The organism is Arthrobacter sp. SPG23 (assembly GCF_000876655.1).
Classification (GTDB): Bacteria; Actinomycetota; Actinomycetes; order Actinomycetales; family Micrococcaceae; genus Arthrobacter.
On the sequence record NZ_JYCN01000024.1, the window covers coordinates 1 to 15,271 of the forward strand.

Genomic DNA, 15,271 nt, shown 5'->3' on the forward strand with positions numbered 1-15,271 from the left:
CGGCGAGCGCCCGCGTTGGAGTTTAAGGCGGTGGTAGCCCGGGCGGACGCTTAGGCCTCCGGAATCTGCGTGCCGTCCTGCTTGCCCGCCGCAGCGGCCGACTCGGCCTGGGACCGGGCCACGTGTGCGTGGACCTCCTCCATGTCCAGTGCCTTGACGGCGTCAACCACCTGCTCCAGCTGCTGGGCGTTGAGGGCGCCGGGCTGTGAGAACACCAGCACCTTCTCGCGGAAGGCCATCAGCGTGGGGATGGACGTGATGCCCGCCTCGGCGGCCAGCTGCTGTTCGGCCTCGGTGTCCACCTTGGTGAATACGACGTCCGGGTGCTTCTCTGAAACTGCGGAATACGTGGGTCCAAACTGCTTGCAGGGACCACACCATTCGGCCCAGAAATCAACGAGGACGATGTCGTTGTTCTCGACGGTAGATGCGAACTGTTCACCTGTAATGTCTACGGTAGCCATGGGTCAACGGTACGCGAGCCTCCCGGCGATGTCCCGTGCGTTTCGCTCTTGGCACACCTCTTTTGCGTTACGGCTTACCGGCCTAATGCCAGAGGTGGGGTGCGGGGCGGCGTGCCCCGGGCAGCGCGTTGGTTTCGCGCCACTCGTGGATCCACTCCGGCAATTCGAGCCCGGCAGGAGGCTCGCCGAACTCCCGGAAGATCTCCTCCTGGCTCACCGGCTTCCCCTTGCTGACCAGCCGCGTTGCGATATACGCGCGGGCATAGATTTCACCTTCGGCCACCATGCGCTGCTCGAAGTAGATGGCCTTGGTGTCGAGCCCGATGATCCGCGATTCGATGGTGTACTGCTGCCACAGCTGCAGGGACTTCCGGAAGGCGATGGTCTCCCCGGCGGCCACGGGCGACCACCCCCGCCGGCGCATCTTCTTCCAGGTCCCGCTCCGCGCCATCAGATCGAATCGGCCCAGGTCCATCAGCGAGAAGTACATCCCGTTGTTGACGTGCAAGGCGATGTCGATGTCCGTAGGCAGGACGCGCAGCGGGAGTGAGGACGTATCCCAAATGCTTAGGGGCGCTCGGCGCGAGGACGTGAACAGGAGCAGGAGCGTTCGCAAAAGCAGGTGCATCCCTTTATGTTACCCGCGAGTAACATTAGCGCCAAGAGCCGCCACCCATAGGATTTCCCCTATGACGCAGCAACGCTACAGGGACATTGCCGAGTGGCCTTTGATGGGAACAGCGCTGGTCTTCCTGGCGGCTTATGCATGGCAGGTGATCGGGCACATCGAGGGACGGCGGGCCGAGTTCCTCGAGAGCGTTATGTGGATCACCTGGCTGTCTTCGTGGCCGACTACGCCGCCAACCTGTGGCTCGCGGAGAACAGGAAGCGCTGGTTCGTCCTCAACCTGCACGAACTGCTGATTGTTGCCCTGCCGTTTTTCCGCCCGCTGAGGCTGCTCCGGCTGGTGACCCTGCTGTCCGTGTTGCACCGGACCGTGGGCGAGACACTTCGCGGCCGGGTGGTCACCTACGTGGCCGGCTCCGCGGTGCTGCTGGTCTTCGTCGGCGCCCTGGCCGTCCTGGACGTCGAACAAAATGCACCTGATGCCAAGATCCTCACTTTCGGCGACGCCGCGTGGTGGGCCGTCACCACCATCACCACCGTGGGCTACGGAGACCTCTTCCCCGTCACCCCGATTGGCCGGATGGTTGCCGCAGCCCTCATGATGAGCGGCATCGCAGTGCTGGGCGTCGTCACCGCATCCATCGCATCCTGGCTGGTGCAAAGAGTCGAGGAAAACACCGAGGCGGTCGTGGAGTCGGCCGAAATCCCGGTCCGCGCGGAGGTCCGTGAATTGTTGGCAGAGGTGGCTGCACTAAGGCGGGAACTGGCGGAACTGCGCCGCGAACGTGAGCACTAAACCGTCCCTGCAGGTGGGACTACTTTGCGAAAGGGCAGCCATTCGGTCTTTGCGACCGCGGACTGCCCTTTTTGATGAATTAATCCATATGAGTGAAATATAAGAAGCATCAAGATTCCCTCAAATATCCTGGAATTTCCCCGGGGGCACCTAATTAACCAGCGGCCCAACCTGCACGTAGGCGGCACACCCGCAGGGCCGGGCAAACCGTGGAATAAAGCGCAATACCTGTCTCCAGGCGAGTAGGCACTTGCCCCTTTTGCGAGTACCCGCGCTACCCAACAAAGAGTCCATTACGTACCTCATACAGAGGCGCGGGTGCCGGGTACGAATAGTCGGGTAATTCCCACTCGTGCGGTGAATAACTCCCCATTCATAGACTCAATATTCCTAGGGCAAGCAGCATTCCGGAATTACACATGGCCACTAAGTGGGCATGGGTCTAATCATTCGGGCTTCCGAAATAACTCATCATTTCGGCAGTTCACTTCATGCGCCTCCAGGCCCCGGGCTGCACCCCACTGCCGCCCGCCGCCGGCGCACCGCCGCCCTGGGGCCCGCTGTCCTGTTGACCCCAAGGCATTGACTCTCGGGGGGAACCGATGGATCACAACGAGCTTGACCTTGAGGACAGGACACCTGTCCCGGCATCTTCAACATTCCGCAGTGGAAGAACCAGGCTACGGACTTTACTGGCCACGGGAGCGGTGGTTACGGCGGTTGCTGTGGCCGCCGTCAGCTACTCCGCCTCCGCCCAGCCGTCCGGCGTCAACGATGCCCAGACGGTTACTGCACCGGCGCCTGAGGCTGACCAATCCGTAGACCCCGCGTCTTCTGCAACCGTCGGAGCCGGCACGCCGGAGGCCGCCGTTGCAGCCGTTGCTGCCGTTCCGGAGCCCGCCGCACCGCCGCCTGCCCCGCCCGCCGAACCCGCTCCCGCTCCCGCTCCGGCACCTGAGCCGGCCCCGGCACCTGCGCCTGAGGCGTCCAACCTTTACACGGTGGTTGCCGGGGACACTGTGGGGGCAATAGCTGCCCGCTTTGGCGTCGACATGAACGCCATGCTGGCAGCCAACGGGCTGGGCCTGTACTCGCCGATCGTACCGGGACAGGTCCTGAAGCTGACGGGGCCGGCCGTCGCCGCCCCGGCACCCGCTCCAGCGCCTGCTCCGGCACCCGCCCCGGCGCCCGATCCTGCGCCTGCGCCTGCGCCTGCGCCTGCTCCGGCAGTCCGCACGATCTACGTCGCGGGTGCCGGCGGGCAGTCGATGGTGGACGCCTGCATCGGTCCCATCCACTTCACGCCCACCGATGCCTACGCCCTCTTCATCACGGAGCATGACTTCTGCGGCGGGTGGGCCCGGTTCTCGGGGATCGGCGTCGGCGAGACTGTCAGCATTCCCGGCTACGGGACCTACACAGTGGTGGGACGGGGACAGGTACCAAATCCTGGAACCACCAACAATGTCTCGGCGATTTTCGGCGGCTTCCCGCGGGTCATTCTGCAGACCTGCATCCCGGGGACCAGCCAGATGCTGGTGATCGGCCTCAACTGACGCTCCCGGGCTTGTCCGCGGTTCCGAACCTCCAAGGCCAGGAGCCGCGGCCAAGACCCTGCCAGACGGCAGCACATATGGCCGGACAACGAAAAAGTCTCCGGAACCTGATGGTTCCGGAGACTTTTCCTTGGGTGGCAGATGAGGGATTCGAACCCCCGTAGGCGTTGCCAGCTGATTTACAGTCAGCCCCCTTTGGCCGCTCGGGTAATCTGCCGAACTTCAAAAGAAGATCACTCGCGGATTCCTTGGTCAGAACGGCTGTTTCCAGTCCGTTCCGCTTCCAGCAACCGCGGGCAAGACAACTTTACAGAACTTCTGCCGAAGAATCGAATCGAGCCTCAAAGGACCCTAAATACCCCGGAAATCCGCCAACAATCAGGCTTCGCCAAGAATGCGTCCGGCCAGTTTCGCCTCGAACTTCGCTGCCTGCTCCTCGGTGATCTGGTTCAACTGCACCGCCCGCATCAGATCCGAGTGCACACCGTCCAGGCGGGAGGAGGCCTCAGCCACCGGGCTGAGGATGATCGAAGCGGCCACCGCGGCGGCGGCCACGGACGTGGCTGCGGCGGCGAGGGTGGTGGCCGCAGCGGTAGTGGAGCGGGTGACGTAGCGGACGGCCTTCTGGTGCATGTGCTTTCCTTCCGGGGCAGCTCTTCCAACACCTCCAACTCTGGAGGCCAAGGCTTCGTTCCCGCCGTGCGTCCCCTTTGAGGAAACTGTGAATCGTCCGCACCCCGTCGGCTGCGGGCGACGCATTCGCCGCGAAGACCGGGAACCCGTCCCGGGCCTGGAGCCTTCACTTGGCCGCCATCCGTACTAGGCTGGAATGCAGACAACACCGCCCCTGAAGGGGCATCCAGGCGATTAGCAGGAGGACAGTTATGGCAGGCGAATCCACATTCGACGTCGTCAGCAAGGTAGACAAGCAGGAAGTTGCGAATGCCCTGAACCAGGCACAAAAGGAACTCGCCCAGCGCTACGACTTCAAGGGCGTGGGCGCCGAGGTCGATTTCAGCGGCGAAAAGATCCTGATGAAGGCCAACTCGGAAGAGCGGGTGCTGGCCGTCCTGGACGTACTGCAGTCCAAGCTCATCCGCCGCGGGATCTCGCTGAAGTCGCTGGACACCGGTGAGCCCTACGCATCCGGCAAGGAATACCGGCTGGAGGCCTCCATCAAGGAGGGCATCGCCCAGGACCTCGCCAAGAAGATCAACAAGCTGATCCGCGACGAGGCACCCAAGTCCGTGAAGTCCCAGATCCAGGGCGACGAACTCCGCGTGACGTCCAAGTCCCGCGATGACCTGCAGGCCACCATGGCCCTTCTGAAGGACTTCGACGAGGCCGACCTTCAGTTCGTCAACTTCCGCAGCTAAAACGCCCACGCGGCGCCAGGACGCAGAAACGGGCTGGGGACACCGGAATCCGGGTGTCCCCGGCCCGTTTCTGCGTCCTCAACGCAAACGCACGACGGCGGCGCTCAGCTGACCGGGCCCCGCGCCATCAGTTCCAGCCGGGTGATGCGGTCCTGCATCGGCGGGTGCGTTGCGAACATTCTGGTCACACCGCCGGCACGGAACGGGTTGGCGATCATCAGGTGCGAGGTGTTCACCAGCTTCTGGTCCGCCGGGAGCGGCACCATCTGTACACCCTGATGGATCTTCCGCAGGGCTGAGGCGAGCGCCAGCGGATCGCCGGTGAGTGCGGAACCGTCCTCGTCGGCGTCGTACTCCCGGGTCCGGGAAATGGCCGACTGGATCACCACCGCCGCGAGCGGGGCCAGAAGCGCCATCGCCATCATCGCGAGCGGGTTTGCATTGCGGCGGTCCCCTCCGCCGAAGAACAGCAGCATCTGCCCCACCGAGGTGATCACGCCGGCTACCGCCGCGGCCACGGATGACGTGAGGATGTCCCGGTTATAGACGTGCATGAGCTCGTGGCCCAGCACCCCGCGGAGCTCCCGGACGCTCAACAGCCGCAGAATGCCTTCAGTGCAGCAGACGGCAGCGTTCTGCGGGTTCCTGCCGGTGGCAAAGGCATTTGGTGCCGGCGTGGGAGAGACATAAATCCGCGGCATGGGCTGGTTGGCCCGGGCGGACAACTCCCGGACAATCTGGTAGAGCTGCGGGGCCTGGTCCTCAGTGACCGGGTAGGCCTGCATCGACCGGAGCGCGAGTTTGTCGCTGTTCCAGTACCCGTAAGCCGTGGTGCCCACGCCAATGAGGGCCATGATCCAGATGGGGGTGGTGCTCCGCATGCTGCTGCCGATCACGGCACCCAGCCCCAGCAGCACCGCCCAGAGCACCCCGAACAGAGCCGCGGTCTTCAGTCCGTTGTGGTGATTATGCACTGTGCCTCCTCACGAAGTTACTGCCCTCACGAAACGACAGCCGGGCGGCGCCGCTACGGAACGGGATTCCGCGCGTCGTACGCGAGGAAACCCGACTGCCAGCGCGCCACCGTCCACGCCACGACGATGCACAACAACCCGCCCAGCAACAAAACCCAACCTTCACTCAAAAGTTTAGTGCCGCTACCCGCCAGCATGTCCCCGATCCGCGGACCGCCCGCAACCACCACCACAAACACTCCCTGGAGCCGCCCGCGAAGGTGGTCCGGCGTCGCCGCCTGGAGGATGGTGGTGCGGAACACGGCGCTCACGGAGTCCGAGATGCCGGCAAGGGCGCAGCAGAGCGCGGCGGGCAGCAGCCACCACGTCACCCCGTCGGCGCCGGAACGCCCGGCCAGCACCACCACCAGCCCGAAACCGGCGATGGACGCACCCCATCCCATGACGGACCACACCACGGCGCTCCCCTGCCGGCGGATGCCGCCCAGCGGCCCGGAGAACAGCCCTGCCAGGAACGCACCCACGGCAGTCGAGGCCAGGAGCACGCCCACGGTGGCCTCGCCCCCGCCGATCATCACTGCGCCGATTGCCGGCATCAGCGCCCGTGGCTGCGCGAAGATCATGGCCACGAGGTCGATCACGAACGTCATGCGGAGGTTTGGACGAGTACCCAAAAAACGGAAGCCCTCCACCACGGACCGCAGCCCGGCGCGGTGTGCTGCCTTTCCCGGCGGCATCGGCGGGAGCTTCAGCAGGGCCCAGAACGCAAACGCAAAGCTCGCTACATCCAGCGTGTAGGTCCAGCCGAAGCCCACCCACGCCACCAGCACGCCGGCCAGGAGCGGACCGGCGGTCATGGCCAATCCAAAGCTGATCATGCTCAGGGCGTTGGCCGCCGGCAGGAGTTCCTTGCGGACCAGCATGGGAATGATGGCACTGCGGGCGGGCTGGTTGATCGCCTGGGCACCGCTCTGCACAGCCACCAGCAGGTACAGCAGCCACACGCTGCCCACCTCGAGCCAGGCCTGCGCCGCCAGCCCGGCAGTGGTCAGCCACAGTACGGTAGTCGCCAGCAGGGCGACCCTGCGGCGGTCATGGGCATCGGCGATGGAGCCGCCCAGCAGGCCTCCAAGCACCAACGGCACCAGGGCAAAAATACTCAGCAACCCCACGTAGAGGCTGTCCTGCGCCAGCCGGTACACCTCGAGGCTGACCGCCACCAGGGTCAACTGGCTGCCAAGGTTGGAGATGGCTGATCCGAGCCAGAGCCGGCGGAAGTCAGGGCTCTCGCGCAGCGGAGTGATGTCAGCCAGAAGTCTTCCCACCGGGCAACTCTAGCGGCGGGGGCCAATGGAACCGGGCCGTTCGGCGTCCACCGTGCCGGGGCGCCCCCGAACGACGGCCCGCACCTTGATAGTCTCAGGCGGGGAAACACCACGGGGGAAGGAAGACGCATGCAGTTGTCCAGACGGCTGCTTTTCGGTTCGGCGGTTTGGGAAGTCACCCGGCCGCGCACTCCGCTGACTTCAGGGCACCTGATGATCCGGCTCAGCAATCCGGCAACGGCCCTGGACCAGCGGTCGGCCGCCGACTGGCTGCGCTGCCACAACGCAGCCCGCCGGGCACTGGCCGATGTTCTCGGGGCGGACACCTGCACCCTGCTCTTCGCGCACCGCTGGCATCCGCTCGGCGCCGCGATCGGCGAACCTGCCGCGGAATCGTCCACCCCCACCTTCCACCTGTTCGGCCGCTGGGACGGCGAGCCGGTCACCCCCGCCGAGCAGCTCTCCCTGCCGGCGCAGCGCCGGAAGCCGGCGGAGGACCGGGATCTGGACACGTACGACGCCGGGCTCCGCTCCGCGTTGCTGAAGGCGGCAGCTGCCGCCGCGGCTAAGGCACCGGACGGTTCGGCTACCGAACCCCGTGCGGAAACTCTCCCGGCAACCGGCCCGGAAGAGACGGCGCCGCTGCCCGCCATCCGCGCCTGGACGCCGTCGTCCCCTGCGGGGTCGGACCACACGGTCCTCGCGCCGGATCGGCCCATCGGTTCCGTGGAGGATGTGACCCCGCGGGAACTGCTTGCCCTCGCCGCCGCCCTTGAGACCTTGGCTTTGCGGCCGGCCGTCACAGGCCTCAGCTGCGTGGTGCCGGACACTGCCGTCACGGACGGCCGCCTGGAACTGCACGCGCTGGGCCGCTCCGCCGGTGAAGCCGTCAATCCGTTTGAAATGTTGCTGCGGGCTCCGGAAATTAGCCCCGCCTTATTGTGATTTAGTCATAATAAGTGCTTGAATGGGGCTATGACAGTTCACGAGGCGGGCCAGGATGCATGGGCTGCCGCCCTGCGCGCCCACGGCCGCCGGGTGACCAAACAGCGGATGGCGGTCCTCACCGCCGTCGAACGCCACCCGCACTCGCCGGCCGAAAGCATCCTTGCCGCAGCGCGTGAAGAACTGCCCGAAATGACTGCACAGTCCGTTTATGTGGTCCTCGGTGACCTCACGGACCTGCACATGCTGCGCCGGTTCGAACCGCCCCACTCCCCCGCACTCTACGAGACGCGGGTGGGCGACAACCACCACCACGCCATCTGCATCAGCTGCGGACGGGTGGAGGACGTGGATTGCGCCGTGGGCCACGCGCCCTGCCTCACGCCGCACTGGGACGAGAACTCCGAGCCGATGACCATCCAGATCGCTGACGTTATGTACCAGGGCATCTGCCAGGACTGCCAGCGCACCCAAAAGCTACCCGCCGAACGAAACTAAGCAAGAAACCCAACCAAAGGAGAAAGATGACTCTGAACATCTCTGCGCCCGCTGTGTCCACCACACAGTCCGGCGCTCCCGTCACGTCCGACGCTCACTCACAGGCTGTCGGCGCTGACGGCGCCATCATCCTGACCGACCACTACCTGATCGAAAAGCTCGCTCAGTTCAACCGCGAGCGGGTTCCGGAGCGCGTAGTGCACGCCAAGGGCGGCGGCGCGTTCGGTACGTTCAAGACCACCTCGGACGTCTCCAAGTACACCAAGGCCGCGTTCCTGCAGCCGGGTGAGGAGACCGAGATGCTGATCCGCTTCTCCTCCGTCGCCGGCGAGAGCGGCTCCCCCGACACCTGGCGCGATCCCCGCGGTTTCGCCGTGAAGTTCTACACCTCCGAGGGCAACTACGACCTCGTGGGCAACAACACCCCCGTCTTCTTCATCCGCGACGGTATCAAGTTCCCGGACTTCATCCACAGCCAGAAGCGCCTCCCGGGCACGCACCTGCGCGACGCCGACATGCAGTGGGACTTCTGGACCCTGTCCCCCGAGTCCGCGCACCAGGTCACCTGGCTCATGGGCGACCGCGGCCTGCCGGCTTCCTGGCGTGAAATGCAGGGCTACGGCTCACACACCTACCAGTGGATCAACGCCGAGGGCGAGCGCTTCTGGGTGAAGTACCACTTCAAGTCCAACCAGGGCGTCAAGAGCATCACCGGGGACCAGGCTGAAGAACTTGCCGGCTCGGATGCCGACTTCTACATCCGCGACCTGCAGGAAAACATCGCCGCGGGCAACTTCCCGTCCTGGGAGCTGCACGTCCAGGTCATGCCGTACGAAGACGCCAAGACCTACCGCTTCAACCCGTTCGACCTCACCAAGGTGTGGCCGCACTCTGACTACCCGCTGATCCACGTGGGCACCATGGAGCTGAACCGGAACCCGGAGAACTACTTCGCACAGATCGAACAGGCCACCTTCGCGCCGTCGAACTTCGTGCCGGGCATCGCCGCTTCCCCGGACAAGATGCTGCAGGCCCGCATCTTCTCCTACGCCGACGCACACCGCTACCGCGTGGGCACCAACCACGCCCAGATCCCGGTGAACCAGCCGAAGAACCAGGTCAACAACTACAGCCAGGACGGCGCCGGGCGTTACCACTTCAACGCCTCCTCCGTTCCGGTCTACGCCCCCAACTCGGTTGGCGGCCCGGCTGCCGTTGAACCGCAGAACCCGGCAGGCGGCTGGGAGAACGACGGCCAGCTGACGCTCTCCGCCCACTCCCTGCACGCCGAGGACGGCGACTTCGGCCAGGCCGGCACGCTGTACCGCGAAGTGTTCGACGACGGCGCCAAGGCCCGCCTGCTGGACACCATCACCGGTGCTGTGGGCGGCGTGAAGAACGCCGGCATCAAGGAACGCGCCATCCAGTACTGGACCAACGTTGACGCCGAACTCGGCGCCAAGCTGCGCGCCAACCTCGGCGCCGGCCAGACGGAATCCGACGCTGAAGCAGCCAACAAGCTGTAGCCCCTTCGGCGGCGCCGCCCGGCGCCACTGACGGCGAACGAACAGAACACCCCGCCACGGATCATCCGTGGCGGGGTGTTCTGTTTGCTTGCCGAATTCCTAGGCGGTTGTCGAGCCGGCCGCGGCGGGGCGGTGGCCCTTCTTGGCCAGCTGGATCTGCTCGTACACGTGGTGGCGGAGCTCGGTGAAGCGTGGGAGCGCCCTGGTGTTGAGCTGGTCGCGTTCGTCGGGGAGGTCGATCACGATGTCCTCCTGAACTACCGTCGGGGAGGACGACAGGATGATGACGCGTTCGCCGAGGTAGACGGATTCGTCGATGTCGTGGGTGACAAAGAGCACGGTTACGCCGAGCTTCTTCCAGACCACCCTGATCAGGTCCTCCAAGTCCGCCCGGGTCTGTGCGTCCACTGCGGCGAACGGTTCGTCCATCAACAGGACCTCCGGCTGGTACGCGATGGCACGGGCGATCGCCACGCGCTGCTGCATGCCGCCGGAGAGCTGCCAGGGGTAGGAGCGCGGGACGTGGGACAGGCCCACGGCTTCGAGCGCCTCATCCACCAGCGTGTCGCGTTCCGCCTTGGGCACGCCCTGGTTCTTCAAGGGGAGCTCTACGTTCTCGCGCACCCGCATCCAGGGGAACAGGGACCGGCCGTACTCCTGGAAGACCACGGCCATCTTCTTGGGCGGCCCGGACACGCGCTTGCCGTCCAGCAGGACCTCGCCTGCTGTGGGCGCCATCAGGCCGGAGATGCACTTCAGTAGCGTGGTCTTGCCGGAGCCGGAGGGGCCAACGAGGCAGGCAAGTTCGCCGGGGCGCAGGTCGAAGGTGAGGTTGCGTACGGCCTCGATGTCCCCGCCGTCGGTCTGGTATACCTTTTTCACGCCACGGACGGAGAGCATCACCTCCGGCAGGGTCTTCCCGGACGGCGGTGTTTTCCCGGCTGGCGCCGGGGTTGGGTCAGGCTGCATTTTCTACCTCTTTCTGGCCGTGGTACCAGCGCAGGATGTGCCGCTCGGCCCACTGGAAGATGAATGACATGGCCACGCCCAGCAGACCCAGCACCACAATGCCGGACCACATTTCCGGTATGGCAAAGGAACGCTGGAACTGGACAATGGTGAAGCCAAGCCCCGAGGACGAGGCGAACATTTCGGAAATGACCATCAGGATCAACCCGAGGGACAGCGACTGGCGAACGCCGGCCATGATCTGCGGGCTGGCCGAGGGCAGCACGAGGTACCGGACACGGGCCCAGCCATCGATGCCATAGGTGTGCGCCGAATCCGAGAGGACACCGTCGACGGCACGGACCCCTTCGATGGTGTTCAACAGGACCGGCCAGACGCAGCCGGAGATGATGACCGCGACCTTCATGGAATCGGTGATGCCCATCAGGAGGATCAGGACCGGGACCAGGACCGGCGGCGGGATGGCGCGGAAGAATTCCAGCGTGGGTTCCAGCAGCGCACGGAGCCACTTGACCGACCCGATCAGGACACCGCCCACGACGCCGATCGCAATCGCGGCGACGACGCCCACCAGGAGCCGGGCGATGCTGGGCAGGACGTCGGTGAAGAAACGGGGCCCGAACCAGACCTCGCCGAACTTGCCTACCAGTGCGGCCGGAGTGGGGACAAAGAAATTGACCGCCCCGAGGGTTGAGGCCCACCACAGCAGGACCAGGAGCACAGGCAGCGCAAGAACGTAGCCGAGTGTCTTCAGGGCTTTCATACGATCACCTCGGAACGGACGGAGGAGTGCCAGGACAGGGTCTTCTTCTCGATGGAGCGCATCAGGACGTTGATCAGCACGCCGATCAGGCCGGTCGCAAGCACCAGGGCGTACATGCCGGAAATGGCGCCGCCGGACTGCGCGAGGGCGATTTCACGGCCCAGGCCCGGGGACCCGATCACCAATTCCGCCGTGATGGCCAGGACCAACGCCACCGTGGCGGCGAGCCGGACGCCGGTCATGAGGTACGGCAGGGCGGTGGGGAACACAACGTAGCGTATCCGCGCCATCCGGCCCAGTCCGTAGGTCTTCGCGGTGTTGTTGGCCACCATGTCCACGTCGGCCACCCCGTAAAGGACCTGGATCAGGACCTGCCAGAAGGCGGCGTACGTGATCAGCATGAGGGACGATTCAATCTTCACGCCGAAGAGGAGCACCGCTAAGGGGATCAACGCCACGGAAGGAATCGGGCGCAGGAACTCCACGGTGGAGTTGGTCGCCTTCCGCAGGAAGTCACTGGAGCCGATAACGAATCCCAGCAGCACGGCCAAGGCCACCGCGATGATGAGGCCCAGGAACCACGCTGCCATGGTCTCGCCCACCGAGATCCAGAATGCGGTCAGGCCGAAGTCCCGCACCAGCGCCAGGATCACTTCGCTGGCGGGCGGCAGGTAACGCTCATCGATGAGGCCGAGCCGGGGAATCAGTTCCCAGGTGGCGAGGAATCCCACGATCCCGGCCAGGCCGAGCAACTGCTTTGCCGGGAGCCTGCGGACCGGCCGGCGGTCCCGGCCCGCGCTGGGGGCGGGACCGCCGGAGGCTGGATCGTCGGAACTCACGGGAGGAGGTCGCCGGCGTTCGGTGCCTTGGTCAGTGTGCCGTATTTGGCGGCGGCGTCACCGAGGGTCTTGAAGGCATCTTTGTTGAAGTCGACCTTGTAGCGCGGGAGCACGATCTTGGCTCGCGTTCCCTCGTCGATCTTGGTGTAGGTGCCCACGATGTCGCGGACCTCCTGCGGGTGCGCCTGCGCGTACTCGAGGGACTTGTTCATGGCCCGGGTGAACTTCTGTGTGAGCTCGGCCTTGCCCTTGATGGTGTCCCCCTTGGTGAAGTATCCGGCGATGTCCAGGTCCGGACTCATCTCGGCGAAGTTCCAGGAGACCACCGTGCCGCCTTCAGCCACGGCCTTGGACAGGAAGGGCTCCAGGATCCACGCCGCATCGACCTGTTTGTTGGCCAGGGCCGCCGGGGCGTCCGGGAAGGCCACCTCAACGAACTTCACGCTCTTGGGGTCGCCGCCGTCCTTTTCGACGACCGACTTGATCGTGGTGTCGCCGATGTTGGAGAGGTTGTTGACCGAGACGGTCTTGCCCGCAAGGTCCTTGGCGGACTTAATGCTGGAGCCGGCAGGAACGACGACGCCGCCGATGTCCTTGCCCTTCTCACCCGTGGTGGAGGCGCCGTTGGCGACGAACTTCAGGTCGAGGCCCTTGTCCTTGGCGACCATCACGGAGATCAGGTTGGAAAAGGCGAAGTCGAAGCTGCCGCTGACGACGCCCGGGACGATTGCTGCGCCGCCGGTTGCGGTCTGGATGTCCAGCTGGAGTCCCTCTTCCTTGAAGAATCCCTGCTTGTCACCCAGGTAGATCGGCGCGCAGTCGACGATCGGTATCACGCCGACGCTGACTTTAGTCAGTTCCGCGCCGCCGGTGCTTCCGCCTGAGGCAGTTCCGCCTCCCGTGGAACTGGGCGAGCCGGACCCGCAGGCTGATAGGCCCAAAACTGATGCTGCGGCAAGCACAGCAATGGCAGTACGACGATTCATGTTCACTCCTTTGTGGACTGGCTTGGGAGCTGAACGGCCCCCAAGCCCCGCTTGTCCGCTGTCCGAACAAACGTTCGAGGTAAGTCTATTGGCACCAGAAGGTTGAAGGTCAAACTGACCACTCATCGTTATCCTCCTGATACTGGCATAACCGGAAGTCGGAAAGAAGGCGCCTTCGGTTCGGGTGGATGCGCCGGACCCTGCGGTTTCCACATACGCGCCGCCAGCTCTGGCTGGCGCTCATTCCGCTGCCTAGGATCACTGCATGACCACATTCGAGGGCATCCCCGCGGCGGCCGCCGCGTTCTATGCCGACCTTGAGCAGAACAACAACCGGGAGTGGTGGCTCGAGCACAAGCCGCGCTACGAAACTCTCGTCCGGGAACCGCTGACGGCACTGCTGGCCCAGCTGGAACCCAGGTTCGGCCCGGCCAAAATCTTTCGGCCCAACCGGGACGTCCGGTTCTCCCCGGACAAGTCCCCCTACAAGACAGCCCAGGGAGCGGTCGCATCCTTCCAGGAAGGAGTGGGCTACTACGTGCAGCTCAGCGCCGACGGCCTCCTGGTAGGCGGCGGCTGCCATTCGAGCTCGCCTGCCCAGCTGGCCCGCTTCCGGAACTCGGTGGACGCCACCGGGACCGGCGAGTCGCTGGAGCGGATCGTCCGAACGGTCACCGAAGCGGGGTTCCAGGTTGAGGGCGACCGGCTCAAGACCGTGCCGAGGGGCTTTCCGCGCGACCATCCCCGGGCGGAGCTCCTCAAGTACAAGTCGCTGTCGGCCGGCAAGGAGCTGGGGGAACCGGACTGGCTATCCACGCCCGCAGCCGCGGAGGAGGTTTCCCGGCTCTGGGAACAGCTTCGGCCGCTCGTTGAATGGGTGGGCCGCCACGCCGCGCCCTAGGAGGCTGCAGCGCCGCGCAGGGCCGCGCCGCGCCCTAGGGCTGCCGCGACGCGCAGGGCCGCGCCGCGCTGGTGCGCCCTGCTGGCGTCCCGGGCGTACCGGCGTCAGACGTGCTGGCCTTCCGTAGCCAGGCGGTGCTCAAGGTTCGAAAAGAACACAGCCACCATCAGTTCGAAAGCCTTCGTCGCTTCCTCGGGCTGGTTCATGACCACAAAATCGAACTGGAGCCCGTAGAACGTGGACGTAAAGAGCCGGGCGTCGGTGTCTGCGAACTCCGGGCGGATGCCCTGCACCACCAGCCAGTCGCGCGCTTTTTCGTGGAGCATGCGGAAATGGTCCTGGGCTGTGCCGCGGGGCGAGGCGGCCACGACGTCCTGCGCCGTCGCCTCGAACTCAAGCCTGGCCAGGTGGCGGTTGCGCTGGGCCATGGTCCACTGCCAGGACTCCATTAGGAACGACCGCCAGGCTTCCCGGTCGATGTCCCGCACGTCCGTGGTGCGCATGCTGTCCAGCCGGGATTCGATGGAGCGGATGATCTCGTTGACCAGTTGTTCCCGGTTGCCGAAGTGGTACACCAGCACGTAGGAGCTGATGCCCAGGCCGTCCGCGAGGCTCCGGAAGGTGAGTTCGGCCAGGGTCTTGTCCATCAGGTAGTCCTGAATGGCGGACAATAACTCCACCTTGCGTTGCGGTTTAACAGCTCTGGCCATGACTCCATCTTATGGA

Annotated in this window: 16 protein-coding genes, 1 tRNA gene and 1 pseudogene; 7 read left to right on the top strand and 11 right to left on the bottom strand. The window is 65.1% G+C overall.

Going from position 1 to position 15,271, the window contains the following annotated elements; translation table 11 throughout:
* Window positions 1-50: 50 nt before the first annotated feature.
* A complete protein-coding gene (gene trxA / locus TV39_RS15885; protein ID WP_043483309.1) occupies window positions 51-464 on the bottom strand; it encodes a thioredoxin in 414 nt (137 codons plus the stop codon).
* Window positions 465-546: 82 nt separating this feature from the next.
* Window positions 547-1,092 carry an acyl-CoA thioesterase gene (locus TV39_RS15890; protein WP_043483311.1) on the bottom strand — a complete coding sequence of 182 codons (546 nt, stop codon included), beginning with the start codon at window positions 1,090-1,092 and terminating at the stop codon, window positions 547-549.
* A gap of 61 nt (window positions 1,093-1,153) precedes the next feature.
* On the opposite strand from TV39_RS15890, the pseudogene TV39_RS15895 reads away from it, so the two are divergent.
* Window positions 1,154-1,887: pseudogene (locus tag TV39_RS15895) on the top strand (potassium channel family protein).
* 602 nt (window positions 1,888-2,489) lie between these two features.
* Entirely contained in the window at window positions 2,490-3,443 is a 954-nt protein-coding gene (locus tag TV39_RS15900; protein ID WP_043483313.1) for a LysM peptidoglycan-binding domain-containing protein, read from the top strand.
* A 135-nt stretch (window positions 3,444-3,578) separates the two neighbouring features.
* On the opposite strand, the gene TV39_RS15905 is transcribed toward TV39_RS15900, so the two are convergent.
* Both TV39_RS15905 and TV39_RS15910 read right to left on the bottom strand, forming a co-directional pair.
* Window positions 3,579-3,660 (bottom strand) — tRNA-Tyr (locus tag TV39_RS15905).
* Between the two features lie 161 nt (window positions 3,661-3,821).
* Window positions 3,822-4,076 carry a hypothetical protein gene (locus TV39_RS15910; protein WP_043483315.1) on the bottom strand — a complete coding sequence of 85 codons (255 nt, stop codon included), beginning with the start codon at window positions 4,074-4,076 and terminating at the stop codon, window positions 3,822-3,824.
* A gap of 251 nt (window positions 4,077-4,327) precedes the next feature.
* Here TV39_RS15910 and TV39_RS15915 point away from each other — a divergent pair, with 251 nt between their 5' ends.
* Window positions 4,328-4,819: a YajQ family cyclic di-GMP-binding protein gene (locus tag TV39_RS15915; RefSeq protein ID WP_003804256.1), complete on the top strand. Its 492-nt coding sequence runs from the start codon at window positions 4,328-4,330 to the stop codon at window positions 4,817-4,819.
* A 104-nt stretch (window positions 4,820-4,923) separates the two neighbouring features.
* Here TV39_RS15915 and htpX read toward each other — a convergent pair whose 3' ends face one another.
* Window positions 4,924-5,793: a zinc metalloprotease HtpX gene (gene htpX, locus TV39_RS15920; protein WP_043483317.1), complete on the bottom strand. Its 870-nt coding sequence runs from the start codon at window positions 5,791-5,793 to the stop codon at window positions 4,924-4,926.
* A 53-nt stretch (window positions 5,794-5,846) separates the two neighbouring features.
* Window positions 5,847-7,118, bottom strand: coding sequence for an MFS transporter (locus TV39_RS15925; RefSeq protein WP_043483319.1), 1,272 nt, complete (start codon window positions 7,116-7,118; stop codon window positions 5,847-5,849).
* Window positions 7,119-7,247: 129 nt separating this feature from the next.
* Here TV39_RS15925 and TV39_RS15930 point away from each other — a divergent pair, with 129 nt between their 5' ends.
* The 3 genes from TV39_RS15930 to TV39_RS15940 are packed head-to-tail and all read left to right on the top strand — an operon-like array spanning window position 7,248 to window position 10,087.
* Window positions 7,248-8,063 (top strand): hypothetical protein, encoded by an 816-nt coding sequence (locus TV39_RS15930; protein ID WP_043483320.1) that lies wholly within the window; start codon window positions 7,248-7,250, stop codon window positions 8,061-8,063.
* A gap of 30 nt (window positions 8,064-8,093) precedes the next feature.
* Entirely contained in the window at window positions 8,094-8,561 is a 468-nt protein-coding gene (locus TV39_RS15935; RefSeq protein ID WP_043483322.1) for a Fur family transcriptional regulator, read from the top strand.
* Window positions 8,562-8,587: 26 nt separating this feature from the next.
* Window positions 8,588-10,087, top strand: a complete 1,500-nt coding sequence (locus tag TV39_RS15940; RefSeq protein WP_043483324.1) for a catalase — start codon at window positions 8,588-8,590, stop codon at window positions 10,085-10,087.
* 99 nt (window positions 10,088-10,186) lie between these two features.
* Here TV39_RS15940 and TV39_RS15945 read toward each other — a convergent pair whose 3' ends face one another.
* The 4 genes from TV39_RS15945 to TV39_RS15960 are packed head-to-tail and all read right to left on the bottom strand — an operon-like array spanning window position 10,187 to window position 13,644.
* Entirely contained in the window at window positions 10,187-11,056 is an 870-nt protein-coding gene (locus TV39_RS15945; protein WP_043483327.1) for an ABC transporter ATP-binding protein, read from the bottom strand.
* The gene (locus TV39_RS15950) at window positions 11,046-11,819 is read right to left on the bottom strand and encodes an ABC transporter permease (protein WP_043483330.1); all 774 of its coding nucleotides are present in this window, start codon (window positions 11,817-11,819) and stop codon (window positions 11,046-11,048) included. The genes TV39_RS15945 and TV39_RS15950 overlap by 11 nt, the downstream gene beginning before the upstream one ends.
* A complete protein-coding gene (locus TV39_RS15955; protein WP_043483333.1) occupies window positions 11,816-12,658 on the bottom strand; it encodes an ABC transporter permease in 843 nt (280 codons plus the stop codon). Before TV39_RS15955 ends, TV39_RS15950 begins: the two co-directional genes overlap by 4 nt.
* Window positions 12,655-13,644, bottom strand: a complete 990-nt coding sequence (locus TV39_RS15960; protein ID WP_043483336.1) for an ABC transporter substrate-binding protein — start codon at window positions 13,642-13,644, stop codon at window positions 12,655-12,657. Before TV39_RS15960 ends, TV39_RS15955 begins: the two co-directional genes overlap by 4 nt.
* Before the next feature lie 265 nt (window positions 13,645-13,909).
* On the opposite strand from TV39_RS15960, the gene TV39_RS15965 reads away from it, so the two are divergent.
* The gene (locus TV39_RS15965; protein WP_043483337.1) at window positions 13,910-14,545 is read left to right on the top strand and encodes a DUF2461 domain-containing protein; all 636 of its coding nucleotides are present in this window, start codon (window positions 13,910-13,912) and stop codon (window positions 14,543-14,545) included.
* A gap of 104 nt (window positions 14,546-14,649) precedes the next feature.
* Here the strand turns inward: TV39_RS15965 and TV39_RS15970 are convergent, their stop codons facing one another.
* Window positions 14,650-15,255, bottom strand: a complete 606-nt coding sequence (locus TV39_RS15970) for a TetR/AcrR family transcriptional regulator (protein ID WP_043483339.1) — start codon at window positions 15,253-15,255, stop codon at window positions 14,650-14,652.
* Between the last annotated feature and the right edge of the window lie 16 nt (window positions 15,256-15,271).

What these genes read in the sequence shown, in the direction of transcription:
- TV39_RS15900 (WP_043483313.1), top strand. Translation starts at nt 2,490, where the DNA reads ATGGATCACAACGAGCTTGACCTTGAGGACAGGACACCTGTCCCGGCA.
- TV39_RS15960 (WP_043483336.1), bottom strand. Translation starts at nt 13,644, where the DNA reads ATGAATCGTCGTACTGCCATTGCTGTGCTTGCCGCAGCATCAGTTTTG.
- trxA (WP_043483309.1), bottom strand. Translation starts at nt 464, where the DNA reads ATGGCTACCGTAGACATTACAGGTGAACAGTTCGCATCTACCGTCGAG.
- TV39_RS15935 (WP_043483322.1), top strand. Translation starts at nt 8,094, where the DNA reads ATGACAGTTCACGAGGCGGGCCAGGATGCATGGGCTGCCGCCCTGCGC.
- TV39_RS15945 (WP_043483327.1), bottom strand. Translation starts at nt 11,056, where the DNA reads ATGCAGCCTGACCCAACCCCGGCGCCAGCCGGGAAAACACCGCCGTCC.
- TV39_RS15910 (WP_043483315.1), bottom strand. Translation starts at nt 4,076, where the DNA reads ATGCACCAGAAGGCCGTCCGCTACGTCACCCGCTCCACTACCGCTGCG.
- TV39_RS15970 (WP_043483339.1), bottom strand. Translation starts at nt 15,255, where the DNA reads ATGGCCAGAGCTGTTAAACCGCAACGCAAGGTGGAGTTATTGTCCGCC.
- TV39_RS15890 (WP_043483311.1), bottom strand. Translation starts at nt 1,092, where the DNA reads ATGCACCTGCTTTTGCGAACGCTCCTGCTCCTGTTCACGTCCTCGCGC.
- TV39_RS15965 (WP_043483337.1), top strand. Translation starts at nt 13,910, where the DNA reads ATGACCACATTCGAGGGCATCCCCGCGGCGGCCGCCGCGTTCTATGCC.
- TV39_RS15940 (WP_043483324.1), top strand. Translation starts at nt 8,588, where the DNA reads ATGACTCTGAACATCTCTGCGCCCGCTGTGTCCACCACACAGTCCGGC.
- TV39_RS15915 (WP_003804256.1), top strand. Translation starts at nt 4,328, where the DNA reads ATGGCAGGCGAATCCACATTCGACGTCGTCAGCAAGGTAGACAAGCAG.
- TV39_RS15950 (WP_043483330.1), bottom strand. Translation starts at nt 11,819, where the DNA reads ATGAAAGCCCTGAAGACACTCGGCTACGTTCTTGCGCTGCCTGTGCTC.
- TV39_RS15930 (WP_043483320.1), top strand. Translation starts at nt 7,248, where the DNA reads ATGCAGTTGTCCAGACGGCTGCTTTTCGGTTCGGCGGTTTGGGAAGTC.